Genomic DNA, 24690 nt, shown 5'->3' with positions numbered 1-24690 from the left:
TACAATGGTTGCACGTAAAAACAGTATTGGATTGGTGCTGGCAGGGCTACTGCTCAGCATACTAATGGCTTCGATGGATAATACCATCGTGGCAACAGCAATGGGGGATATTGTCGGGAAGCTGGGTGGGCTCGACAAGTTCGTCTGGGTGACCTCCGCGTACATGGTGGCTGAGATGGCAGGGATGCCGATCTTCGGTAAGTTGTCCGACATGTATGGCCGGAAGAAGTTTTTTGTATTTGGTATTATTGTGTTTATGCTTGGCTCAGCACTGTGCGGAACGGCAACGTCTATTGTTGAATTGACGATGTACAGAGCGATTCAGGGTATTGGTGCGGGTGCCTTGGTGCCGATTGCTTTTACGATCATGTTTGATGTCGTAGCACCAGAATCTCGGGGTAAATTGGGTGGATTGTTTGGAGCGGTTTTCGGCCTGTCCAGCGTCTTTGGACCACTGCTGGGTGCTTACATTACTCAGTATGCGACATGGGAATGGGTATTTTATATCAACCTGCCGCTAGGCTTGATTGCATTTGTGTTTATTGCATGCTTCTACAAGGAGTCTCATCAGCATCAATCCCAACAGATCGACTGGCTGGGTGCTGTAACGCTGATCGGTGCTGTTGTGTGCCTGATCTTCGGTCTGGAACTGGGTGGCAAGACGTTTGCCTGGGGTTCATGGCAGATTCTTGGCTTGTTTGCCGGATTTGTAGCACTAGCACTGCTTTTCCTGTTTGCAGAAACAAAAGCCAAGGAACCGATCATCTCCTTCGGCATGTTCCGCAACCGGGTTTACTGGTCCAGTAACGTTATTGGGATGTTCAGTGGTGCGGCGTTCATTACAGCATCCGTGTACATTCCGATCTTCATACAGGGCGTACTCGGTGGTAAAGCGACCAACTCCGGTCTCGTACTTTTACCGATGATGCTAGGGTCCGTTGTGACGGCATCCCTGGGCGGGGTGCTCATGACCAAAATCAAATATCGCAATATCATGATTCCTACGTTGGCCTTACTTGTCATTGGACTCGGATTGCTGACTACGTTGGATGAGAGTTCTTCCCTCTGGACGATACGTATTTACATGGTGATGGTTGGTCTGGGTGTCGGGGCTTCGTTCTCGGTACTCAGCAATGCAGCCATGAACGCATTTGAACCGCGAAGACGCGGAGCAGCAAGCTCCACGCTTAACTTTTTGCGGTCCCTCGGCATGACGATGGGCATTACGATCTTTGGTATCGTACAGAGCCAGGTATTTACGCGTAAAATGAATGATGCTCTCGCTGGTTCAGCTGCGGAAGCAGGTGGTGCTTCAGCGGGTGGCATGCCTCAGGGAGTGGATCTGACCGATCCGCATGCGCTGCTCTCACCAGAACTCAGACAGGCGATTCCGCCTCAGGTGCTGGATACCATCACACATGCCCTGTCTTCTTCCATCGTGCAGTTATTTGCCTGGGCTGTGATTCCGGCTGCACTCGCGTTGGTCGCTTCCTTCTTCATGGGGAAAGAGAAGATGGTCGTAGGCGAAGAGCAAGGCGAATACACAGGCGGTCACTAAATCGTAATGCAGTAAACCGTAAGTTACGGTAGTAAAGCTAATCTTAGCTTGGTAAAACTCGAATAACTTATCTTGAAAATGTAGAGACACACTTCTCGCTTATCCTCAAAAGGGACGTGAAGTGTGTCTTTTTGTTTTCGTGTGATCAGCTTATGCTTATCCATGAATTACGGCAGGACCTTGTTTGTACCATTCCGTGATCTGTAAGTTGTCGGTTGCTTTGAAAAAAAATTATGGTCGCTTCGTATCGCTGATCCCGTCCTCAACCACAGAAGGTTCTTGTGGATCAGGCAGGCTGCTATGACCGGAGCGGGCGATCAGACGATTCTGGGCTTTGTACGTATCCCGTGTAATCGTTTTGGATTCGACCACCTTACCGTCTATACGCTTGGTTCGTACCGTCTCGACAATATAACCAGGCTGTCCGTCCTGCAGCACCTGCTGAGCACCATCAGGCAGTACCGCACTGGACACATATTTCACTGGAACACTTAATGTTTCAATGGTGCGAGATTCAAGTGCATAGCTGACGTTCTCCGGGAATGTGCCGAAAAATTTCACCATCAATTGGTGGTTCTTCACTTCTGCATGAATTAGTAAGGATTTTCCAGTATTGTTCTTGAAGCGAAAGTTAATGGCTCCGGAGGCAAAGGTGGCATCCAGTCCTTTCGGCAAATATTTGACCGGCAGGGAGTGGTTGCGACGCTCAATAATATCAAGACCCGTCAATAGCGCTGCGTTATACACCGTACTTGATACCTGGCAGATTCCCCCGCCAATCCCGGGGGTCAGTCTTCCATTGACAATGACCGGGGCCTCACGAAACCCATAATCCTTCTCCGCTTTACGGATGACCTTCTCATAATCGAATGTGGCATTCGGTGGCAGAATCATGCCGTTAATCGCTTCCGCCGCTGCGCTGACATTATGTATCCGGCCTTCGCTACTATTGCCCAGACCTGTGGAGAACTGGATGATCTTTCGGTCAATGCCTTCCTGACGTAGCGAATCAAGGGTTACTTCAGGTTTCAGCGTATACAGTGGTACCTGGATCAGCAATGGGGTGGGTTTCTCATCCGGGCTCAGTACACTGAAATCCCTGTGCAGCTTCGTCTGAATGAGACTTGCGAGTGTTTCCCAATCAATCCGGCGGACACCCTTTTCCGGGATATACTGCACTTTGTCATTTGCGGTAATGCGCCGAACAGCGTTCGCGGGTGTGCCGAAGGTTTCTTTTTCCCAAGCAGGGCTTAGATGTTCTTTAAGTGGTTCTAAGTTGTAACTCATATGAAGGGAGAACTCTTTCGGGAAATGATAACGTGCATATGCGCGTTCCCACAGGTTACCTTCCTCCAGTTGCTGTATGGCGGATTCCAGGCTTTTAACGTTGTAGCTCACCCCCACCTGATCTACGGTATACGTCATCGTCTGGGGATCGGGTTCAAGCACTTCAAAGGTGACAGGCCAGTCCTCCAGCTTTTGAATCTGTTCGTTCAATTCATGCAATACGTTCTTACGATTGCCTTCCACTAGCATGCCGCCAACATACACATTCTTGCGCAGCGCAGGCTGGTTCACATACATATACAGCAATCCATATGACGCGGAGCCGATCAAGAGGATGGAGAATAGAACAATGACCGTTAAATGTATTTTTTTCATAACCGTACGCTCCTTTATACTTCTGTTGTTCCCGATTTTGTAACACTTTCTATATATATGATCCAATGCAGGAAAACTTTCGGGTACTCAATAGGTAACAAATTTGTTACAATAAACTTCATATGAATCCATGCTTCACCATCGAAACAGGAACGAAGTGGATTTTTTCCTGATGAAATTCAGGTCTTTTTAAAGGAAATGCCGGGATTGTGTCGAAATGATAATGGCTAACTATGCGAGCAGGAAGTGATGATGTGATAGAAATGCAGGACGTGTGGAAGACCTACGCCAATGGGACCCACGCATTACAAGGGGTGTCGGTGAAGATCGACCGCAATGAATTTGTCTATATCGTCGGTCCGTCCGGCGCAGGCAAATCGACATTTATGAAATTGATGTACAGAGAAGAAGTTCCGACCAAAGGACAAATATCCATTAACGGATTTAATATTGGTAAGTTGAAGCCAAGAAAGATTCCTTATGTGCGCCGCAACATCGGCGTTGTGTTCCAAGACTTCCGTCTGTTGCCGAGAATGACGGCTTTTGAGAATGTGGCATTTGCCATGGAAGTCATTGAGGCGCCTAAGCGGCACATCAAGAAACGGGTCATGGAAGTACTCGACTTGGTGGGACTGCGCAGCAAAGCGAATCGTGAACCTTCTCAGCTCTCAGGCGGGGAACAGCAACGTATTGCCATTGCGCGGGCTATCGTCAATAACCCATCGGTTATTATCGCGGATGAGCCTACAGGTAACCTCGATCCGGAGACGTCGTGGGGCATTATGCAGCTGCTGGATGAGATTAATTTCCGGGGAACAACCATTGTTATGGCAACCCACAACAAAGATATCGTGAATACGATGCGTAAACGGGTTATCGCCATTGAACGTGGACAGATTGTACGGGATCAGATGAGAGGGGAATACGGTTATGAATTTTAGTACTCTCTTGCGCCATCTGCGGGAGGGATTCAAAAACGTATTCCGCAACGGCTGGATGTCTGTGGCCTCCATCATGTCCATCATTGTGTCGCTATTGATTCTTGGTGTGTTTATGCTGTTGGTGCTTAATGTGAACTCCATGGCGAATCAAGTGGATAGCCAGGTGGAGATCAGCACATTTCTCGAACTGAATGTGGACGAGAACCTGCGTAACACATTGGAACAAGAAATCAGCGCGATGCCTGAAGTAAGTGAGATTCGTTTTGTTTCCAAGGAAGAAGGACTCAAGGAATTCCGTGATCGTCTTGGAGAGAGTGCAGATAATGTGCTCAGCGGTTTCGATGTGGACAACAACCCACTGCCGGAGACCATTGAAGTTGAGGTCATTGAACCGGAAACCGTCACTTTTGTGGCGCAAAAAATCGAAGCTTTGAACGAAAAACACCCGGAGAAGCCAATCATGAAAGTGAATTACGGCAAGGAAACGGTGGAAGTGTTGTTCAAATTTACGAAGCTTGTTCGTAACATCGGATTTATTTTTGTTGGGGGACTAGGTCTTATGTCCATGTTCCTGATCTCGAATACGATTCGCGTAACGATTCTGGCCCGTCGCCGGGAGATTGGTATTATGAAGCTGGTTGGTGCAACCAACACCTTTATCCGCTGGCCTTTCTTTATTGAAGGTGCACTCATTGGATTTATTGGCTCTGTGATTACGGTTGCGGTACTGTTCGTCGGATACAGCCAGTTGATGGCCACCATTGGTCAGGATGTCTTCATGCAGATGCTTAACTTGATTCCGCTCAGCGAAATCTGGCTGCTGTTTGGAACCCTGTTGATCGGACTCGGTGTGCTGGTAGGTATTTTGGGAAGTACATTGTCCATTCGAAAATCACTTAACGTTTAAATTTTGTTTTGAAACGATCAAATTGCAGAATATGTCGAAAAGAATGGTAAAGCAGGTTCATTAATGGGCGCTGTTTGACGATATGTAGGAAAGACGGAGTCTTTAAGATGGAAGAAAGCAAAGAACATGCTGTTCGCCACCTGTGCAGGTTGCTTTCTTGTGAAATCATAGGATGGGGGATCATCATTTTGAAAAAAACTGCTTCGCTGCTGGCCTTTACGTTATTGGCCAGTTTGACGCTTCAACCTTCTGACGGATATGCCAAGAGCAGCATCAGCGATATTGACCAACAGATTCAGCAACTGGAGAGCAAGGCAGCTTCTGCCAAGCAGGAGCAAAAAAAAGCGGCTTCCAACAAAAAGGAAGCGCAGCATTACAAAAACAAAACCAACGCTTATCTGAAGGTTGTCATGGAACAGATTAATGTCGTTAGTGATGAACTGGCTAGCGTATCCTTGCAAATCGAGAACACGGAGGAAGATCTCCGTACAACGAAGAAAGATCTGCAAGCGGCAGAAGAACGCATTGTTGCAAGGGAGAAATTGTTGGAGTCACGTGTACGCCTGATGTATACAGACGGTGCTGTATCCTATCTGGATGTATTGTTGTCCTCCACCAGCTTCACTGACTTTCTGACCCGTGCGGATTCACTCAAAACGATCGTGGATCAGGATCAGCATCTGCTGGATGAGCACAAAGCGGACAAGCAACTTGTCGTGGACAAAAAGGCAGAATTGGATGTGCAATATGCGGAAGCCAAGAGCCTGTATGCACAGAAGAAACAGCGTAAGTCCCAATTGAATGAAAAAGAAGCGGAAAAGCAAGTGCTTCTCGCTTCATATGATGCTAAAATCGAAGAGTCAGAAGAGTTGACACAAGAGCAGGAAGACGTATTGATGCAGATTGCCAGCAAACGTTCGGCCCTTCTTCAAGAGAAAAATAAATTGCGTGAACAGCAAGCAGCCGCAGCGGCGAAAGCCAAAGCAGCAGCTGCTGCCCGGGCGAAAGCTGCTGCCAAGGCACCAACCAGAGTCAGCGCGGATAGCAGCAGTGAGGTTACCTATTCATCCGGTAATGGTATCTTCTCAAAACCGGTATCTGGAGGACGTATTTCTTCTGGTTTCGGTCCCCGTACCCATCCAATTACGGGTGTAGTGGGTAAAATGCATGCCGGTGTCGATTTTGCTGTTCCTCAGGGAACTTCAGTTCACGCGGCCTCTGGCGGAATCGTGATCATGGCTGAATGGTATAGCGGTTATGGTTATACCGTTATTGTGGACCATGGCGGTGGTCTTTGGACGTTATATGGTCACTTGCGCGAAGGTGGATTTAAAGTCAGCAAGGGAGACACTGTAAGCAAAGGTGATACCATTGCTGAGTCAGGTAATACAGGAAACTCCACGGGACCTCACTTGCACTTTGAAGTAAGAGATAACGGTACCGCGGTAAATCCGATGAACTATTTGTAATTATTGCTCCATTGACCGAATGGAAAAAACATATTCCGTACAAGCTAGACATATACTAAGCTGGCATGTTCAGGGAATGGGTCCAAGCAACAATGGAATCGGACACGCTTTAAAACGAAAGGCGGTGACAAACGGATGATGAAAAAAAGATCGGCGCTACTGCTTGTCATTTTGGGTCTTCTGGGTGGTAGTTTGCTAACCCTGGTACTAATGACTTACCCGGGAATAGCGAACCAGACCACAGCTGGCGAGGGTTTGCTAGCCAGTGTAACCGGCAGTACGCAGCAGAAGAACGATTTGAAGAAGATTGAAACCGCGATGGATTTGATCTCAAGCAACTATTATAAAGACGTGGATCAGACCAAATTGATTGACGGTGCGATCAACGGCATGATGGAATCCCTTGGTGATCCGTACTCCAACTATATGGGGCAGGAAACGGCTGCTCAGTTTGAAGAGTCGATCGAAGGTTCATTTACCGGTATTGGCGCAGAGGTATCCTCACAGGATGGAAATGTCGTTGTTGTTTCCCCAATCAAAGGATCACCTGCCGAAAAAGCGGGTATTCGTGCGAAAGACATGATTATGTCAGTCAACGGCGAATCCCTGCAAGGGTTGGAACTGAACAAGGCTGTCAACAAAATCAGAGGTCCTAAGGGTAGTGAAGCGAAGGTACAGGTCAAACGTGCCGGATCTACCGAACTGATTGAGTTTGTTATTGTGCGGGATGACATAGATCTGGAGACCGTATATGCTCACATGGAGGATGGCGGAATTGGCGTCATTGCCATTACTCAATTCTCTTTGAATACAGGCGATCGCTTCAAGGAAGAGTTGGCGAAGCTTGAGAAGCAGAACATGAAAGGTCTGGTCATCGACGTACGGAATGACCCAGGCGGTGTATTGCAAGTCGTGATTGATATTGCTGAACAGTTTGTTCCTAAAGGCAAGGTTATTGTGCAAGTTGAAGACAAGAACGGCAAAAGGGAACAAAGCAAATCCAATGGATCAGCCAAAGCTTATCCAGTCACAGTCCTGATGAACAAAGGCAGTGCCAGTGCGTCGGAGATTTTGGCCGGTGCATTACAACAGTCAGCAGGTGCGAAGTTGATTGGTGAAAATTCCTTTGGTAAAGGAACCGTGCAGACGAGTTATGACAAGCAAATGGGTGACGGCAGCTTGCTGAAGATTACCATTGCCAAATGGCTCACGCCGAACGGGGACTGGATTCATGAAAAAGGAATCAAACCGGATATTGCGGTAGACCAGCCGGATTATTTCTCGGTGGCACCGATTAATAAAGAGAAGTTACCACTGAAATATGACAGCAATAGCACGGATGTGAAAAGTGCGCAGACGATGCTGAGAGGACTCGATTTCAAACCGGATCGTGTGGATGGATACTACGACCAGAAGACGGAAGAAGCGGTCAAGGCATTCCAGAAGCAAAAAGGCATTCAGGCCACAGGCCAGATTGACGAGAAAACCGCTGAATCACTGGAAGCGGCTCTGATTGAACGTATTGCCAATCCTCAATATGATGCACAGCTGAAACGCGCGATCGAAAATGTCTCAAAGGATATTTCGTCCGCTGTGTCGAAGCCATAAAGAAGGCTGATTTTCAGCCTTCTTTTTTTCTGAACCGGCTGAAAGAGAGGGGTGAAGAACCACGATGGAATGGGTATGGCCGTGGTTAACTACATTAGGCGAAGCAGTGTTGCAGTTGTTTATTCAGCCGTTTTATTATATTGCGGTGATCCTGATTGCGCTCATCTATCATCGTCAATTACTGCAGGAGCGTAAATTGTTTCATGTTCGTTTGCAAAGCTCAATTACACAGACGATTCGTGCCGTACTGGGAGGCATACTCATTGGTACCATCGTCTCGATTGTATCCCTATTCCTCGGTGCACATCTCACACTGGGAAGCCTGATATGCATATGGGCTGCAACGTTAATTCTATCCTTGTTTCGTATCCGGTATCTGTGTTTTGCCTACGCGGCCGGGTTACTGGGTGTGCTACAATTTGGTTTGAATCTGGCTTCAGGCTGGCAACCTTCAGGTTGGGTAGGGAGTATAACGGAAACGTTACGTACCTTGGATATGCCTGCACTGCTTGTCCTGGCGGCCCTTCTACATATGGGTGAAGCCCTGTTGGTACGCATGCAGGGAGTATCCATGGCATCACCGCTTCTCTTCGAGGGAAAACGCGGGAAACTGGTTGGTGGATATCAACTGCAACAGTTCTGGGCTATTCCCCTACTGATTCTTGTACCAGTCACAGGTAATGGCGCGGAACTGGCTTGGAATCCACTCATGAATGCCGGCCAGAGCTATATGCTGTTTGCGTTGCCCATCATGCTCGGATTTGGTGAAATAACGCAAAGTATGCTTCCTGGACGGAAGGTGCAGATCTCGTCCCAACGGTTGATGTTATATGGGACAACCTTGCTCGTGTTCAGTTTGCTTGCTGCATGGTGGTCTCCACTTATGGTGGTTGCTGCGCTGATTGCATTTATTGGACATGAATTTCTGGTATGGTACAGTGCATTTGAAGAGCAAAACCGCAGCCCGGTATTTGTCCATCCGCAGCATGGGTTGAAGGTATTGGCTGTTATTCCGGAGAGTCCTGCTGCGGATCTGGGGATTGAAGCTGGAGAGACATTGTACAAGGTGAATGGCAAGTTGGTTCATTCACCGGAAGAGTTGCATCGCGCCCTGCGGATGAATCCGGCTTTTTGCAAGCTGGAGGTACGAAATCACCAGGGAGAAAGCAAGTTCATGCAGCGAGCAATCTATGAAGGGGAACATCATCAGCTTGGGGTCATTATGGCACCTGACAATCACGAGGTCTGGGCGATTCGGTTGCGTCCACTGACGCTGTTCCATATCATCAACCTCAAGTTGCTTGCCCGTCTGAAAAAACCACACAGGGACGAAGCTCCCTTGGCATTACCGCCAGCTCCTGTGGCCAGTGATAAAGGGTCCGTGGAGATGTAACTAACATATGTGATGAAGTATGTTGCATACATCAAGCAATGAAAAAGGTATTTCTGAGCGCCGTCGCAGGCAAGGGAAATACCTTTTTGTTATTTTTTTAACATGAAGATAGCGATTTGGGTCCGATCACGCAAGTTCAGCTTGCCCAGAATATCGGTTACGTAGTTCTTGACCGTGCCTTCACTGAGGAACAGTTTGGCGGCAATTTCCTTGTTGGATAGCCCCTCCGATATGGCCTCGGCAACCGCCAGCTCCATACGGGTCAGTCCATAGGCTTCGATTGGGTGATGAGTCTGGGAAGTTGGAGAAGGACGAAGAAGGCCTGTTAGCTTGCGGGCAATATCCGGATGGATTAACATATCGCCGTTATGTACGGTCTTGATGCCTTGAATAATCCGTTCAGGCGGCACATTTTTAAGCAAATAACCGCTTGCTCCATTCTGTAATGCCTGAATGATATACTCATCGTCGTCAAACGTAGTCAGCATGAGCACCTGAATTTCAGGAAAGCGTGCCTTGATCAGCCCAGTACCTTCAACTCCGTCACATTCCGGCATCCGAATATCCATCAACACCACATCCGCAGGTGTGCCTGCTTCAAGCAATTCCAACGCTTCCTGTCCATTTGAGGCCGTACCTGTAACGCGAATGCCAGAGTCGAGTCCAAGCAGCACTTTCAGGCTCTCACGGATGAAGTAGTCATCATCGGCGAGAAGCAGCCGAATAAGTGGGTGCTGGGCTGAATCCTTTTTGTTGTTCATATCATTCCGTTCGGACATGAGCACATTCACTTCCTTTTTTCAGAGTAGATCCATCTGGTTCGTTATTGGAATGCGTGTAATCACGGTATACGGATAAGCTGATTGGATCTCCAAGGTTCCTCCCACCATTTGTGTACGTATACGCATGCTTTCCTGTCCTATGCCACTTGATTTAGACGAATGCGGATTAATTTTGCCATCATTACTTACGCTCATACAGATTTCCTGATCCGCGAATACCAACTCCAATGTGATAGAAGAGGCATTTCCGTGTCGTAGTGCATTCGTTACGGCTTCTTTGACATTTTTGTATAAAACGATTTGTATGCTGGGGTACAGCACATGGGATGCGCCTTGAACTTCAAAATGTGTCTTCACCCCGGTATCTCTGCCCACTTCCTCCAGAAGACGATCCAGTGCATAGGTATTGGAACCATAGGAATCCGGTCGCAGTTTGTGAAGTGTACTTCGCATATCATCCATACTGGTGGCCAATTGATCACGAATCTGTCTCACCATTTCCGTTCCTTTTTCCGGATCTCGGGGGAGAGTCATCAGAGCGGCTTCCGACATCATTTTGGTGCGAATCAGTCGATGTCCGATATCATCATGAAGCTGTCTGGAGATACGTGTGCGTTCCTCTGCCTGAGCTACTCCTTCAAGTTGCTTTGTAAATAACAGGAGCTGTGCACGTGCTTCTTGAAGCTCGTAATGTTTACTGCGGAGCTCGTCATAGACTTGTTCCAGTTGTCCGCGGCTGGTAGCTGTTCTTGATCCCTGCCAGGAGAGAGCCGCTGTGATGAGCAGAAGCAGGTTGCCAAGGACCATCGTTGTTGCCTCTGCGGAGAATAATGTGGTGGTGATTGTATTTAGTGTGGTTAACCCTGGCTGCGTTACCTGTGGCACAGAATAATACCATCCCAAAGCGACATTGCTTGTGGCAAGCTGAATGGCAAACATCAACCATCTCCGGTTTCCCTCGAGTCTGTATATATACACGTAGAGCACGGATAGAGAGAGGAATAGCAGGATGGGTCCATACGAAGCAATCAGCCAACAGCTCCAGAGTATTTCGGCCAAAAGCAACAGCCACTGCTGTGTACTTGAACGGTTGAAATCTTTCCACACGGAGAGTCCGAGCGCGATGATGATATATAGGGTGTAGACAGCTTCGTTTTCCAAGGGCAGCATCAACATGTACAGTACGGCTGGAATGATAATTAATCCGTATTGCAGAAACCGCATCGGCATAGGGTTGTGACATCCTTTATATAAAAAGTGGAGTAGAAAATCTCTCGGTAATGCGCCCTTGATTATACCATAAGCAGCATTTGAAGCAGGAGATGACCTAAGTCACCTTCGATTCATGACTTTTCGTACCTTCGCTAAAGAGTGCGATCCGTTACAATACAAATATGAAATCCAGCGGCAGAGGCCGAAACGGAAGAGGGGCGTAAAAGGGATGGGTATACTTGAAGTACATCATGTTGTGAAACGATACGGCAGCAGGTTGTCCGTGGATCATTTGAACCTTAGTGTTGGCAAAGGCGAAATTTTTGGATTACTCGGTCCCAATGGAGCAGGAAAAAGTACCACCATCAGCATGATAGCCGGGCTCCTGAACATGGATCAGGGGGAGATCAGATTAGATGGTATATCGGTTAAGGAGCAGCCACTTGAGGTAAAGCGCAAGATTGGACTGGTTCCGCAGGATCTGGCTTTGTACGAAACGATGACGGCTGCCGAGAATGTAACCTTTTTCGCCCGCCTGTATGGATTGCGTGGGAAATTGCTGAAGGAAAGAGTGCAGGAGTCCCTTGAATTTGTAGGGTTACAGGATAAAGCTAAGGATGCTCCCTCGACCTTCTCCGGCGGTATGAAACGCAGGTTAAACATCGCATGTGCGATTACACATCGCCCGGATCTCATTATTATGGATGAACCAACAGTAGGCATTGATCCACAATCGCGGAATCATATCCTTGAATCGGTACGCACACTCAACAAGATGGGTTCAACGATTATATATACAAGTCATTACATGGAGGAAGTGGCGGCGATTAGTCACCGGGTTGCGATTATGGATCAAGGGCGAATCATTGCCTGTGGCACGGAAGCAGAGCTGAGAGAACGGGTGGCATCGGAGGAAAAAGTAGTGCTCTCCACTTCCGGTATCGGTCCGGGCGTCGTGGAAGAATTGAAACTTCACCCTCGCGTGCGATCGGTAGACGTTTCAGAGAATACATTGACCATTACGCTGCCTTCGGCACAGCAGGATCTCCAGGATCTGCTCTTCATTTGCAGCAAACATGAAATATCCATTCAATCACTTAAGGTTGAAGAACCGGATTTGGAAACATTGTTCCTCAATCTGACCGGGCGTACGCTTCGAGACTAGGGGGAGCAAGAGATGAATATATGGCATATTTGCATCTTTGAGTTAAGACGTATTCTTAAGATTCGATCTGTGGTATTGAACCTGTTCATCCTGCCGTTGTTACTGATTTTTATATTGGGCACGGCTCTTTCCAGTACGATGGGGACGGCGGATGATGTTATTCCAGATAGTGTACGTGTGGGAATTATCCATTTGAGTACTGAATCTGGTGGAGGATCAGATACGCTTAATCAAGCGCTGGATACATTCGTTGCATCCCCGGGAGTGGCTGAGATGGTCAAGGTGCAGAACTTTAAAACAGAGGAAGAGGCTGTCCATTCGCTGCGTACCGGCAAGCTGGACTTTGCTGTAATGATTCCTTCGGATTTTGAGGAAAACGTGATGACGGGGAAAGAGGCCAGGTTACAATGGATACGAGGAAAGGATAATACGCTCAATATCTTGGGCGAAACTTTGTTCACGCGATTTACGGATGAATGGAACCGACAGATGGCGATGACCAGAGTGCTTGGTCCGGAAGTGATTGCTGTCATGTCCTCTTCTTCGAAGTCTGGTGCGGAGAGTTCCACGTCCATAACTGTCGTCAATCCCGGAAAAACAGGCACAGCCTACAGCGCTTCTCAATACTATGCCGCATCCATGCTGGCCATGTTCATGTTGTACTCCGGTATGACGACAAGTACCAGCCTTTTTGGAGAGCGGGATAACCGAACGTTGATTCGCCTTCAGGCTGCGCCGATTGGTAACGGAGTTATTTTCGCTGGCAAAATTGCAGGCAATAGTCTGCTCGCTTTCTTGCAGGCAACGACGATTATCCTTATGACGTCTTGGTTCTACGGTGTAGATTGGGGAACCCATCCCTGGTATATTGTGCTGACTTGTGTAGGAATCACATTGGCATCCATGACCCTTGGCGTGATCGTGGCATTAATATGCAAAACCACGGCATCGGCCAGCGCAACCATCCAAGGTATCATCATAGCTATGACATTCATTAGTGGCGGGTTTAGACCCATTCCGATTGATTTTGTACAACGGCTTAGCGAATTCACGGTTAACCACTGGGCGCTCCAGAGTTTTCTGAGAATGATGCTGGATGCACCAGTAGGCGAGATTGTATATAGCATTCTGATGCTAGGCGTGGTATGCGCTGTATTACTGTTGATCTCGGGATTAATCTATAGAAAGGCAGGATACCGATATGAATAGTCTACACATCGCCTGGTTGATGATTAGACGTACACTAGGTCGTAAAATGGGCTTCATTACGTTTCTACTTCTGCCTTGCCTGGTGGTTACAGGGGCGGTTGCTCTTTTTGGAAACGAGCAGAGTGCACGTACTGTTATCCCCTATGTCAATGAGGGTGGAGGGGCAGCAGGAGCGTGGATGATTCAAGAACTTGCTGGCAGAGAGGAGTACCTGCTCAAGCCGATGACTAACGAAGCAGAAGTGAAGGAAGCCATCGCTCAGCAAAAAGGAAGTTCTGGCATCATTATTCCAAAGCGATATACGGAAGATCTCTTACAAGGCAAGGCAACTGAAATTCAACTGGTGGAGCTGCGGATAAGCGAAGCTTCCTACACACTGCGAGCAGCTGTTGAAGGTTTGGCGAGTGGATTGCAACAATCTGCTTCAGCTATTACGTTGGCCGCAGGTCCTGTCTCAAGTGAGACTGATAAACTATCGAGTATACAGAAGCGATTTGAACAGCTTTTACAGGAGATAGGAAAGCATCGGGTTGCTGGTGAAGTCACCGCTCTGCAGATCTATCCCAAGCCAGGCCTGAACAATGTGACTGGATTTACAATCATGTTTATGATGGGGCTGCTGACCAGTGCAGTGGCTGTGATCATGGAAGATCGCAGGAAACGTACGATGGCGAGAGTATATACGGCACCCGTTCGTGCATATGAGATTGCGCTTGGCAATTTCCTGGGTAGCTTTGTCATTGGTATGATTCAGATTGTAATCGTTTTGGGAGTCAGCAGGTGGCTGATTCATTATGATGCCGGTATTCCTTTTGGCATTCATTTCCTGATCTTGGCAGCATTCATGTTGGTCTCCATGGGGCTCGCAAGTACCGTGGCAGGATTAATCCGTAATCCCAAAAATGCGAATATGCTGAATTCACTTGTCATTATGCCTACCTGTATGATAGGCGGTTGTTTCTGGCCCATCTCGTTCATGCCTGACTATATGCAAAAGCTCGCCAACTTTGTTCCGCAGAAATGGGCGATTCAGGCGGTGGAGACGATCTCTGCTGGTGGTACACTGTCGGATATTACACTGCCACTATTGATTTTGTTTGGCATGGCTGCCATTTTGCTGACTGTAGGCTCGGCTATTCTGCGTCCTAGCCAGCCAGGAGTAGAGGCATAGGCATAAGGTGTAGATCAAGATCAAGACGAGTTTTGGAGAGCTAATGTCAACCGAAAAAGATATCAAACAAAAAGCACGTTCTGCCTGAACTTGATTCAGCAGAACGTGCTTTTTGTTTGATATAAGAATGAAGATTAAAGAATGTTAATGATGCATTAAACGAGATATAGATGATTAAGGTTGGAGTTGACGCAAGACAGTGATTTCGACCCGACGGTTCTTTTGTCTTCCGGCCGCTGTGGTGTTGTCACCCGTTGGGCGAGTATCCGCATATCCGGCATACTGGAATCCGTCCGGGTTAAGTTTCTCTGTATCCAGAAAAAAGCGTAATACAGACAGTGCGCGTTCCCCGGAAAGCTGCCAGTTATCAGTATAGGCCGAGTTTGCTCCGACAGGAACGTTATCGGTATGACCCTCAATGCTGACAACGGTATTTAGATCCCGGAACAGGCTGGCAAGCTTACTGAGCGTTGGTGCTGCACCGTCCTTCAGAGCGGCCTGTCCCTGATCAAACAGGAAGCGGTCACTAAGTGTAATGGATAGGCCCTGTGGCTTGTCCGCAACAAAAATCTGATTTTCCAGTTTATTATCCTCGATATATTGGGTAATCACATTGAACAGATTTTGCAGTTCCTGCTCCTGTGATCTGAATTGTTCTTCCCGTTCTGTGAGGGGCTTGTCATCATCATCTGGCGTTGCCGTTCCGGAATCGGAAGGGTTTCCTTCACCTTTTGAAGAATCTTCCCCTTGAATTCCGGATGGTGGAGTCTCAGTAATCGTCTGTCCGGGTTTCTCGCCGAGTCCTTCACCAAGTTCAAGGATCGAGTCGGACGCATTGAATGTATTTTGTAACGACTGAGTAACGACGTCATATTTACCGGAATCCAGATTGCTCATGGCGTACATGATGACAAAAAAGATCAGAAGCAAGGTTATGAGATCGGCATAAGTTATCATCCAGCGATCCCGATGATCAACTGTTTCACGTTTTCCGCGCCGTTTACTGCGCCGACTCATCCAATCCCTCCTTTGCTAGGGGGCGTATAGGCTGACGATGCGTAAGGGTGAAAGACTCCAGTCTTTTGCGTACAAGCTGGGGATTCTCACCGTTCTGAATGGCAAGTACACCCTCAAGAAGCATTTCCATGGTCTGCACTTCGTCAGCACCTCTGGATTTGATTTTGGATGCAATGGGCAAAAAGATAAGATTGGCACTGGCGACCCCATACAGGGTTGCGGTAAAGGCAACAGCAATAGCAGGTCCGAGTCCGGTGGGATCGGTCAAACTGCCAAGGACCTGAATAAGTCCCATCACGGTTCCGATGATACCCATGGTTGGGGCATAACCGCCAGCAGATTCGAAAATTTTGGCGTAGCCCTCATGTTTTTGTTCAATAGAGTCAATCTCCATCTCAAGGATCTGGCGAACCACATCCTGATCCGTACCATCGACAACCATCTGAATACCGTCTTGCAAAAATGGATGCGGATGATCCATAACCTTGCGTTCCAATGCAAGCACACCTGAGCGGCGTGCGATCGAAGACATCTCGACCAATTCTTCAACCCACAAGCCTGAATCATTATTGTGACGTCCAAAAGCCATACGCAGGGCAGCTGGAATCGTACGAAGACGATGCGCTGGGAAACTGGCAACCACAGCAGCAATCGTTCCACCGAATACAATTAAAGCAGCCGTTTTTTGCAGAAGACCGGACAACTGGCCGCCTTCCCACAAAAAACCGCTAATGACTGCGGCAATTCCGGCAATAATACCGATAAGTGTCGCAATATCCATAAATTAACCCACTCCTATCTTCATTTCACGTTTGCATCACTAAAACGAACGAGGTATAATTAAAAGGGAACAAATATTCCTATTACTATAAGTTTTCCCATATGAAAATTCGGGGAACTTCGACAATATATAGTGACTATTATTTTAGACGATAGGGTGAGATACGGCAATGAGCGATATTATAATGAGCGACAAAACGTTCGAAATCGAGTCAGAGTTTTCTCCCCAAGGTGATCAACCTGCTGCCATTAAAGAATTGGTGAAGGGTGTTCAGGAGGGGAAGAGGTACCAGACACTGCTGGGTGCAACCGGTACGGGTAAGACGTTTACGATCGCCCAGACGATAGCCCAACTGCAACGTCCTACGCTGATTATTGCACACAACAAGACGTTGGCAGCGCAGCTTGCAAGTGAGTTCAAAGACTTTTTTCCTAATAACATGGTTGAGTATTTTGTCAGTTATTACGATTATTTTCAGCCAGAAGCATATATTCCGTCCTCCGATACGTATATCGAGAAGGATTCAAGTATTAATGAAGAGATCGACAAACTGCGGCATGCAGCGACAAGTTCGTTGTTTGAGCGTAGGGACGTCATCATTGTAGCGAGTGTTTCTTGCATCTATGGTTTGGGTTCACCGCACTCGTATTCAAGCATGTTGCTGTCACTTCGGGTAGGCATGGAGAAACCGCGCAATCAGATTTTGTCCCGTCTGGTAGAGATTCAGTATCAGCGGAACGATATTAACTTTGTACGGGGTACGTTCCGTGTTCGTGGGGATGTTGTTGAGATTTTCCCTGCTTCCAAGGGTGAACATGCAATTCGTGTTGAATTGTTTGGTGATGAGATCGAGAAGATTACGGAGATTGATGTGTTGACCGGAGAACTGATTGGCGAACGTGAACATATTGCCATCTTCCCGGCGTCTCACTTCGTAACGCAAGAAGAGACGATGAAGGTTGCGCTGGTGAACATTGAGCGTGAACTGGAGGAGCGTCTTGAAGTGTTGCGTGAACAGGGGAAACTGTTGGAGGCTCAGCGACTGGAGCAGCGCACACGGTATGATATCGAGATGATGAAGGAAGTCGGATTCTGTTCGGGGATTGAGAACTATTCCGGTCCCCTGACTTTCCGCGAACGCGGCGATACTCCATATACATTGATGGACTATTTCCCGGATGACATGTTGATCGTGGTCGATGAGTCTCACGTGACTCTGCCACAGATCCGTGCGATGTACAATGGTGACCAAGCGCGGAAGACAGTACTGGTTGAACATGGTTTCCGCCTGCCGTCAGCGCTGGATAATCGTCCGCTCAAATTCGAAGAGTTTGAAGGCAAAATGGATCAGATTATCTATGTATCAGCAACACCAGGCCCGTATGAGATTGAGCATACCGATACGATGGTGCAACAGATTATCCGTCCAACCGGATTGCTTGATCCAATTATTGAACTGCGTCCAACAAAGGGACAGATTGATGATTTGATTGGTGAGATTAATGACCGGATTGCCAAAGACGAGCGTGTGTTGATTACAACATTAACGAAGAAGATGTCTGAGGACCTGACGGATTATCTGAAGGAAATTGGAATTAAGGTACGTTACTTGCACTCCGAGATTAAGACGTTGGAACGGATGGCCATTTTACGTGATTTAAGGTTGGGTGTTTTCCATGTCCTGATCGGGATCAACTTGTTACGGGAAGGTCTCGATCTGCCCGAAGTATCCTTGGTAGCCATTTTGGATGCTGATAAGGAAGGATTCTTGCGTTCTGAACGCTCACTGATCCAAACGATTGGGCGGGCGGCACGGAACAGCGACGGTCGCGTTATTCTATACGGTGACAAAGTGACCGATTCGATGGATAAGGCGATAAAGGAGACCGAACGTCGTCGTGCAATCCAGATCGAGTACAACGAGAAGCATGGAATCACACCACAGACGATTCGCAAAAAAGTGCGTGATGTGATTGAGGCAACCAAAGTTGCCGAATCTAAGAAAGACTATCTCACCGGCGCTGCCGAGAAGATGTCGAAGAAAGACCGTCAGGCGCTTATTCAGCGCCTAGAGGTAGAGATGAAAGATGCAGCCAAAAACTTGCAGTTTGAGCGTGCTGCCGAGCTTCGTGATGCGTTGCTGGAACTTCGCGCTGAATAAGATACAGCTCATTCATATGCTCCAGTAAAGATGGATCTGTAACAAGAGAACGGCCAATTGGCCGTTCTCTTGTTGAGTAAGGAAATCGTTGATATGTACCGATAATAAGAGATGTTGAAATCTTGAATTCGGGTCTATACTGATAGAAATGTTGAAATTGGTTAAAAGGTTTATAGGAAAGCAATTGGGAGTCGTGTCCCCCTGATAGCCAAGAGGTACGATGTTATTGACCTTGGAGCCGAGCCGAACGCAATGGCGACCCGTCGCGACCAAGGCGAAGCCGAGAGCGTCCCGTTCTTGACCTCGGAGCCGAGCCAAAGGCAATGGCGACCCGTCGCGAACGTGGCGAAGCCGAGAGCGTCCCCTCGCAGTAGAGCGGTCTGATAAGGTTCCGGCAATAGGCCGGAACCTTATCAGAAACCGCGGGCACACGGCAACCCTTCACATAGCAAGACCCGACCTCTCACCGCTGCACCGCTTGTTTCGGGTGTCCAGAGGGCTGCGCCCTCTGGGGCCCTCCCTTGGAAGGGAGGGTTTGGGAGGGATCGAAAAGCCTTTTAAAAGGTTTGGATAGTAAATTTGAGAGGATGAATACTATTGGCGAGCGATAACATTGTCATTAAAGGCGCACGAGCGCATAACCTGAAAAATATCGACATTACCATCCCGCGTGACCGCTTTGTTGTATTGACCGGCCTGAGTGGCTCAGGCAAGTCCTCGCTGGCTTTTGACACCATATACGCAGAAGGACAGCGACGGTATGTCGAATCATTGTCAGCTTACGCACGGCAGTTTCTGGGACAGATGGAGAAACCGGATGTGGATTCCATCGAAGGATTATCTCCTGCCATTTCAATAGATCAAAAAACAACAAGCCGTAACCCGCGTTCCACGGTGGGAACGGTGACGGAAATCTATGATTACCTGCGTCTGTTATTTGCACGTGTGGGCCATCCACACTGTCCGGACCATGGCGTGGAAATCAGCTCCCAGACCGTAGAACAAATGGTTGACCGTATCATGCAATACCCGGAGCGTACCCGGCTACAAATACTGGCCCCCATTATCTCGGGACGTAAGGGTGAGCACAAAAGTGTATTTGCCGATGTGTCCAAGCAGGGCTTTGTCCGTGTACGGGTGAACGGGGAACTTCGTGACCTGTCAGAAGATATCCAATTGGAGAAAAACAAAAAGCATACAATTGAAGTCGTTGTTGACCGGATCGTTGTAAAAGATGATGTACAGGCGCGTCTGGCCGACTCTATTGAAACAGCACTTAATTTGTCCGGCGGACAACTCCTGGTGGACATTATGGGTGAAGAAGAGTTGCGCTTCAGTTCCAACTTTGCCTGCCCGGTGTGTGGATTCAGTATTGAAGAGCTTGCACCACGGATGTTCTCATTTAACAGTCCCTTCGGCGCTTGCCCGGATTGTGATGGGTTAGGTGTCAAAATGATCGTTGACCCTGATCTGCTCGTACCGGATCGCAGCAAGACGATTGAAGACGGTGCTTTTGATGCCTGGACAGGTGGCACATCTACTTATTATCCGCAGTTTTTGAAGTCGGTATGTGAGCACTTTAACATTCCGCAAAATGTACCTGTCGAAGATCTACCCGCTGAGCAGATGAACAAGTTGCTGCAGGGTACGGGTTCGGAGAAAATCCGTTTCCGATATGAGAACGATTTTGGACAACGCAAGGAAGCACTGGTTACCTTTGAAGGTATCGTGAACAATCTGGAGCGTCGTTACCGTGATACAGCATCGGAAGGTATCCGTGAATTCATTGAGGGTTACATGAGTGCAAAGCCTTGTGGTACGTGTAAAGGTCAGCGTCTGAAACGCGAGAGCCTTGCAGTTACAATCAATGATCACAACATGGCCTATGTGACTAGTTTGTCCATTGGTGAAGCCGGCCGATTCTTCGAAACATTGGATTTGACGGAGAAGGAGCGGACGATTGCCAAGCTTATTTTAAAAGAAATCAACAGCCGTCTCGGCTTCCTGGTGAATGTTGGTCTGGATTACCTTACACTGAGTCGTGCTGCCGGAACCTTGTCTGGTGGAGAAGCCCAGCGGATCAGACTGGCTACACAGATCGGTTCCAGCCTGATGGGTGTACTTTATATTCTGGATGAGCCGAGTATTGGTCTGCATCAACGGGATAATGACCGTCTGATCTCAACGCTTGCGCATATGCGTGATATTGGTAACACGTTGATCGTGGTTGAACATGATGAGGATACGATGATGGCTGCGGACTATATTATTGATATTGGACCGGGTGCAGGTATCCACGGAGGCACCATTATGTCACAAGGTACACCGGAAGAGATCATGAACGATGAAAACTCCTTAACCGGTCAATATCTGAGTGGTCGCAAGTTCATTCCTGTGCGTACAGAGCGCCGTAGTGTAGGAGACCGTTGGTTGGAAGTGCGCGGAGCCAAAGAGAATAACCTCAAGAATCTGAACGTGAAGATTCCGGTAGGTGTATTTACAGCGGTAACAGGTGTGTCTGGCTCAGGTAAATCCACATTGATTAATGAGATTTTGTACAAAACGTTGGCACGTGATCTGAACCGTGCCCGGGTACGTCCGGGTCAGCATAAAGAAATTCGTGGTCTTGAACATATTGATAAAGTTATCGATATTGACCAGTCGCCAATCGGGCGGACACCACGTTCCAACCCGGCTACGTATACAGGCGTCTTTGATGATATCCGGGATCTGTTTGCCCAGACGAACGAAGCCAAGGTACGTGGATACAAGAAAGGCCGATTCAGCTTTAATATCAAAGGTGGACGTTGTGAAGCCTGCCGTGGAGACGGTATTATCAAAATCGAGATGCACTTCTTGCCGGACGTTTATGTGCCTTGTGAAGTCTGCAAAGGCAAACGATACAATCGGGAAACGCTTGAAGTGAAATACAAAAACAGAAATATTTCCGATGTGCTGGAAATGACGGTGGAAGATGCAACCCAATTCTTCGAGAACATTCCGAAGATACATCGTAAAATGCAGACTCTGATGGATGTGGGCCTCGGTTATATCAACCTGGGACAACCTGCAACGACCTTGTCTGGTGGTGAAGCCCAGCGGGTGAAGCTCGCTTCCGAGCTGTATCGCCGCAGTACAGGGAAAACCATCTACATCCTCGATGAACCGACGACCGGTTTGCATGTCGATGATATCGACCGTTTGCTCAACGTATTGCACCGTCTCGTTGATTCAGGTGAATCAGTCTTGGTGATTGAGCATAACCTGGATGTAATCAAAACAGCAGACTATGTTGTTGATCTGGGTCCGGAAGGCGGTAGCGGTGGAGGAACCATTGTTGCAACGGGAACCCCTGAGGACATCATCAAAGTGGAGGCTTCGTATACGGGCAAGTACTTGAAGCCAGTTCTGGAACGGGATACCGAGCGGAGCAAAGCACTGCAATTGGTGGACTAAGATTCTCTAACCAGTAGTTAGAACCATATGAATGACAGTATTGGCCCTTCTTTTCGAAATGGTTGAGACGTTGGATTACGATCTAACGTGCTCTGCTTCCGGGAAGAAGGGCTTTTTTAAGTTTGAATGATGCACAGTTTTGATCGGTCTAAGGTTATTGCGTGAAAGTGTTTACATATGCATTATGACGAGCATTACAGGAATATTCGGCCAATTTGGATTTTTTTCATTTTTATGGATGATAGGGCTTGCATTACAAGCAGGGTACAGATAACATAGAGGAAGATATTAGGGTATGGGTTAGCTGTTCAACTATGGTAAGGAGGTCTGTCTATCCATGCTGTTTGCAGAAGCTGCCACGGCGAGTACATCGAATTTTAATGCATTTGATATTTTTGTCATCTTATTTACGATCCTGATTTTCATCGGAGTCGTTCGGCTTCTTCGGGCACCGAAGAAGAATCTGTTTGCGATCGGATTTGCAGTAGTCAGTCTACTTGTATTTTTGATGACGGATTATGCGATGATAACCGGTTGGTTTGCTCAGTAGAAAGGCCACTGAAGTGAAGGATATATAAGCGATTAGTGCATGTTCAAAAAGATCGGTTTTCAGTGCCGAGAAGATGGAATGAAGCTAGAAATGGAGTAGCGGAGCGTAGGCAAACTACGTGAGCAACGGACATTTCGGCTGAATTTCAACTTCGATGCTGATGATGCCACTAGGCATCCTTCGTAATCAAAAGCGAACTTATTGAACAACCTCTAAAAGAGGTATGAAGGAACACTTTCCACGGGAGACATGGAGGGTGTTTTTTTCGTTTATATCGAGCGATTGATTAAGATTCTATCTTCTCTACTAAAATAGGACTTAAAACAATTGTATATCCAGATTTTGTATGATACATTGAAGGATACCGGAATTGCAGATGAGAGAAAGAGAGAATAGATTCAGCGATGAATCCGATGTCGAGTCGCGCAAGAAGGATGTATAGAGAGGGTCAGGTGAGAATATGAGCGTGTTGGGTAAAAAGGGAATAGCCATACTGATGGCTGCTGTACTCTCGATTAGTGTAGCGGCAACGGCCGGTGCGGCTGAATCCAAAGCGGCAATGCAAGCGAAAGTGGTGGACGGTCAAGTCTATGTGAATACCAAAGATCTGCTCAAGGCAGTTGGTGGAAGTGGACAATATGATGCCAAATCAGGAATGTACACGTACAAGGGAAGTGAAGCCATCCCCAAAGTGATCGAAAAGGTATCTCCTTCGGTTGTAGGCATTATTGGGAAATCTACCGAAGTGCAAGAAGGTGCATCATCAGACAACCGCTATAATATTGCGCATGGTACAGGTGTCATTATCCGATCCAATGGATGGATCGTAACGAATGCCCATGTGGTGGATGGATTAACAAACCCTGTGGTCGTAACGACGGATGGCAATACATACAAAATTACGAAAACATACAGTGATGCACTCAGTGATCTGGCGCTAATCAAAATCAATGCCAAATCACTCCAACCGGCGAGCTTCGCCAAAGCTTCACAAACCTCTGTTGGTGAAACGGTGATCGCCTTGGGTACGCCGATTTCCTTTTCCTTGCGCAACTCGGCAACGGTAGGGGTCATTAGCGGTTTGAATCGTGGTGTTGAGGCGACCTATCGGTTAATTCAGACCGACACGGCCATTAACCCAGGAAATAGCGGAGGACCGCTGGTCAACCTGAAGGGTGAGGTCGTCGGTATCAATTCCATGAAATTTTCTGCGGTCGGCGTAGAGAGTTTGGGATTTTCGATTCCGGTGGATACCGTTCAATACATCATCGATCAGTTTTTTAAATATGGCAAAATAAAACGTGCAAGTCTGGGACTACAGCTGGAAGAAAGCTGGTCTGCGATTGTGGGCCTTCCTACAGATGATCCTTTAACGATCACGGGTGTACTGTCTCCTGAAGCGAAGAAAGCCAAAATCAAAGAGGGCGACTTCATCTATAGTGTGGCAGGTACACGTGTCTCCTCTGTAGTAGATATCAATGAGCTGCTCAAAACGTATCTGCCTGGGCAAAAGGTAAAGCTATTGATGCAATCGGATGGCGATATCGTCACCCGCACGTTGGTACTTGCTGATCGCGCAGACATCGTAGACGAGGAAGATGAAGCGTTCCTTGCAGATGAAGAACAATAAAGCCCGGCGATCAGCCCG

General features: G+C 47.7%; 18 protein-coding genes. 13 read left to right on the top strand and 5 right to left on the bottom strand.

All coding sequences use genetic code 11. The annotated features are described in order from the left end of the window. Positions 1–4 precede the first annotated feature (4 nt). A complete protein-coding gene (locus NLBNIHML_RS14175; RefSeq protein WP_494354575.1) occupies positions 5–1558 on the top strand; it encodes an MDR family MFS transporter in 1554 nt (517 codons plus the stop codon). 231 nt (positions 1559–1789) lie between these two features. On the opposite strand, the gene NLBNIHML_RS14170 is transcribed toward NLBNIHML_RS14175, so the two are convergent. Continuing rightward, positions 1790–3220, bottom strand: coding sequence for a VanW family protein (locus NLBNIHML_RS14170; protein ID WP_494354574.1), 1431 nt, complete (start codon positions 3218–3220; stop codon positions 1790–1792). A gap of 254 nt (positions 3221–3474) precedes the next feature. Here NLBNIHML_RS14170 and ftsE point away from each other — a divergent pair, with 254 nt between their 5' ends. The 5 genes from ftsE (at position 3475) to NLBNIHML_RS14145 (ending at position 9538) form a co-directional block, all read left to right on the top strand. Next, positions 3475–4161: a cell division ATP-binding protein FtsE gene (ftsE, locus tag NLBNIHML_RS14165; protein WP_024631580.1), complete on the top strand. Its 687-nt coding sequence runs from the start codon at positions 3475–3477 to the stop codon at positions 4159–4161. Continuing rightward, the gene (ftsX, locus tag NLBNIHML_RS14160; RefSeq protein ID WP_494354573.1) at positions 4151–5068 is read left to right on the top strand and encodes a permease-like cell division protein FtsX; all 918 of its coding nucleotides are present in this window, start codon (positions 4151–4153) and stop codon (positions 5066–5068) included. The genes ftsE and ftsX overlap by 11 nt, the downstream gene beginning before the upstream one ends. A 188-nt stretch (positions 5069–5256) precedes the next feature. Continuing rightward, on the top strand, positions 5257–6537 hold the full coding sequence (locus NLBNIHML_RS14155; protein ID WP_339238082.1) for a murein hydrolase activator EnvC family protein: 1281 nt from the start codon (positions 5257–5259) through the stop codon (positions 6535–6537). A gap of 135 nt (positions 6538–6672) precedes the next feature. Further along, positions 6673–8145 carry a S41 family peptidase gene (locus NLBNIHML_RS14150; RefSeq protein WP_494354572.1) on the top strand — a complete coding sequence of 491 codons (1473 nt, stop codon included), beginning with the start codon at positions 6673–6675 and terminating at the stop codon, positions 8143–8145. 64 nt (positions 8146–8209) lie between these two features. After that, positions 8210–9538 (top strand): PDZ domain-containing protein, encoded by a 1329-nt coding sequence (locus NLBNIHML_RS14145; RefSeq protein WP_494354571.1) that lies wholly within the window; start codon positions 8210–8212, stop codon positions 9536–9538. Between the two features lie 89 nt (positions 9539–9627). Here NLBNIHML_RS14145 and NLBNIHML_RS14140 read toward each other — a convergent pair whose 3' ends face one another. Beyond that, positions 9628–10317: a response regulator transcription factor gene (locus NLBNIHML_RS14140; protein WP_339257615.1), complete on the bottom strand. Its 690-nt coding sequence runs from the start codon at positions 10315–10317 to the stop codon at positions 9628–9630. A gap of 21 nt (positions 10318–10338) precedes the next feature. Further along, positions 10339–11550, bottom strand: a complete 1212-nt coding sequence (locus NLBNIHML_RS14135) for a sensor histidine kinase (protein WP_472476141.1) — start codon at positions 11548–11550, stop codon at positions 10339–10341. A gap of 211 nt (positions 11551–11761) precedes the next feature. On the opposite strand from NLBNIHML_RS14135, the gene NLBNIHML_RS14130 reads away from it, so the two are divergent. The 3 genes from NLBNIHML_RS14130 to NLBNIHML_RS14120 are packed head-to-tail and all read left to right on the top strand — an operon-like array spanning position 11762 to position 15077. Then, a complete protein-coding gene (locus NLBNIHML_RS14130) occupies positions 11762–12697 on the top strand; it encodes an ABC transporter ATP-binding protein (RefSeq protein WP_342571157.1) in 936 nt (311 codons plus the stop codon). A 12-nt stretch (positions 12698–12709) separates the two neighbouring features. Continuing rightward, a complete protein-coding gene (locus NLBNIHML_RS14125) occupies positions 12710–13906 on the top strand; it encodes an ABC transporter permease (protein ID WP_472476143.1) in 1197 nt (398 codons plus the stop codon). Then, complete coding sequence (locus NLBNIHML_RS14120; RefSeq protein ID WP_472476145.1) at positions 13899–15077, top strand: ABC transporter permease; 1179 nt, start codon at positions 13899–13901, stop codon at positions 15075–15077. The genes NLBNIHML_RS14125 and NLBNIHML_RS14120 overlap by 8 nt, the downstream gene beginning before the upstream one ends. Before the next feature lie 174 nt (positions 15078–15251). Here the strand turns inward: NLBNIHML_RS14120 and NLBNIHML_RS14115 are convergent, their stop codons facing one another. After that, the gene (locus NLBNIHML_RS14115) at positions 15252–16094 is read right to left on the bottom strand and encodes a flagellar motor protein MotB (protein WP_339257606.1); all 843 of its coding nucleotides are present in this window, start codon (positions 16092–16094) and stop codon (positions 15252–15254) included. Next, entirely contained in the window at positions 16078–16875 is a 798-nt protein-coding gene (locus NLBNIHML_RS14110) for a flagellar motor protein (protein WP_339238065.1), read from the bottom strand. The genes NLBNIHML_RS14115 and NLBNIHML_RS14110 overlap by 17 nt, the downstream gene beginning before the upstream one ends. 169 nt (positions 16876–17044) lie before the next feature. Between NLBNIHML_RS14110 and uvrB the strand changes: the two genes are divergently transcribed. From uvrB to NLBNIHML_RS14090, 4 genes are all read left to right on the top strand, one after another. Then, positions 17045–19036 (top strand): excinuclease ABC subunit UvrB, encoded by a 1992-nt coding sequence (gene uvrB / locus NLBNIHML_RS14105; RefSeq protein WP_342571153.1) that lies wholly within the window; start codon positions 17045–17047, stop codon positions 19034–19036. A 597-nt stretch (positions 19037–19633) separates the two neighbouring features. Beyond that, on the top strand, positions 19634–22492 hold the full coding sequence (uvrA, locus tag NLBNIHML_RS14100; protein ID WP_339257602.1) for an excinuclease ABC subunit UvrA: 2859 nt from the start codon (positions 19634–19636) through the stop codon (positions 22490–22492). Positions 22493–22829: 337 nt separating this feature from the next. Then, entirely contained in the window at positions 22830–23042 is a 213-nt protein-coding gene (locus NLBNIHML_RS14095) for a hypothetical protein (protein WP_017692026.1), read from the top strand. Positions 23043–23502: 460 nt separating this feature from the next. After that, a complete protein-coding gene (locus NLBNIHML_RS14090; protein WP_494354570.1) occupies positions 23503–24672 on the top strand; it encodes a S1C family serine protease in 1170 nt (389 codons plus the stop codon). Positions 24673–24690 lie beyond the last annotated feature (18 nt).

Source organism: Paenibacillus sp. JNU01 (assembly GCF_059130585.1).
Note: the sequence above shows the minus strand (reverse complement) of the source record. Positions and strands in the feature narration are given on the sequence as shown.

What these genes read in the sequence shown, in the direction of transcription:
- NLBNIHML_RS14095 (WP_017692026.1), top strand. Translation starts at nt 22,830, where the DNA reads ATGCTGTTTGCAGAAGCTGCCACGGCGAGTACATCGAATTTTAATGCA.
- NLBNIHML_RS14110 (WP_339238065.1), bottom strand. Translation starts at nt 16,875, where the DNA reads ATGGATATTGCGACACTTATCGGTATTATTGCCGGAATTGCCGCAGTC.
- NLBNIHML_RS14130 (WP_342571157.1), top strand. Translation starts at nt 11,762, where the DNA reads ATGGGTATACTTGAAGTACATCATGTTGTGAAACGATACGGCAGCAGG.
- NLBNIHML_RS14140 (WP_339257615.1), bottom strand. Translation starts at nt 10,317, where the DNA reads ATGTCCGAACGGAATGATATGAACAACAAAAAGGATTCAGCCCAGCAC.
- NLBNIHML_RS14125 (WP_472476143.1), top strand. Translation starts at nt 12,710, where the DNA reads ATGAATATATGGCATATTTGCATCTTTGAGTTAAGACGTATTCTTAAG.
- NLBNIHML_RS14175 (WP_494354575.1), top strand. Translation starts at nt 5, where the DNA reads ATGGTTGCACGTAAAAACAGTATTGGATTGGTGCTGGCAGGGCTACTG.
- uvrB (WP_342571153.1), top strand. Translation starts at nt 17,045, where the DNA reads ATGAGCGATATTATAATGAGCGACAAAACGTTCGAAATCGAGTCAGAG.
- NLBNIHML_RS14135 (WP_472476141.1), bottom strand. Translation starts at nt 11,550, where the DNA reads ATGCCGATGCGGTTTCTGCAATACGGATTAATTATCATTCCAGCCGTA.
- NLBNIHML_RS14145 (WP_494354571.1), top strand. Translation starts at nt 8,210, where the DNA reads ATGGAATGGGTATGGCCGTGGTTAACTACATTAGGCGAAGCAGTGTTG.
- NLBNIHML_RS14170 (WP_494354574.1), bottom strand. Translation starts at nt 3,220, where the DNA reads ATGAAAAAAATACATTTAACGGTCATTGTTCTATTCTCCATCCTCTTG.
- NLBNIHML_RS14120 (WP_472476145.1), top strand. Translation starts at nt 13,899, where the DNA reads ATGAATAGTCTACACATCGCCTGGTTGATGATTAGACGTACACTAGGT.
- NLBNIHML_RS14090 (WP_494354570.1), top strand. Translation starts at nt 23,503, where the DNA reads ATGAGCGTGTTGGGTAAAAAGGGAATAGCCATACTGATGGCTGCTGTA.
- NLBNIHML_RS14150 (WP_494354572.1), top strand. Translation starts at nt 6,673, where the DNA reads ATGATGAAAAAAAGATCGGCGCTACTGCTTGTCATTTTGGGTCTTCTG.
- NLBNIHML_RS14115 (WP_339257606.1), bottom strand. Translation starts at nt 16,094, where the DNA reads ATGAGTCGGCGCAGTAAACGGCGCGGAAAACGTGAAACAGTTGATCAT.
- ftsX (WP_494354573.1), top strand. Translation starts at nt 4,151, where the DNA reads ATGAATTTTAGTACTCTCTTGCGCCATCTGCGGGAGGGATTCAAAAAC.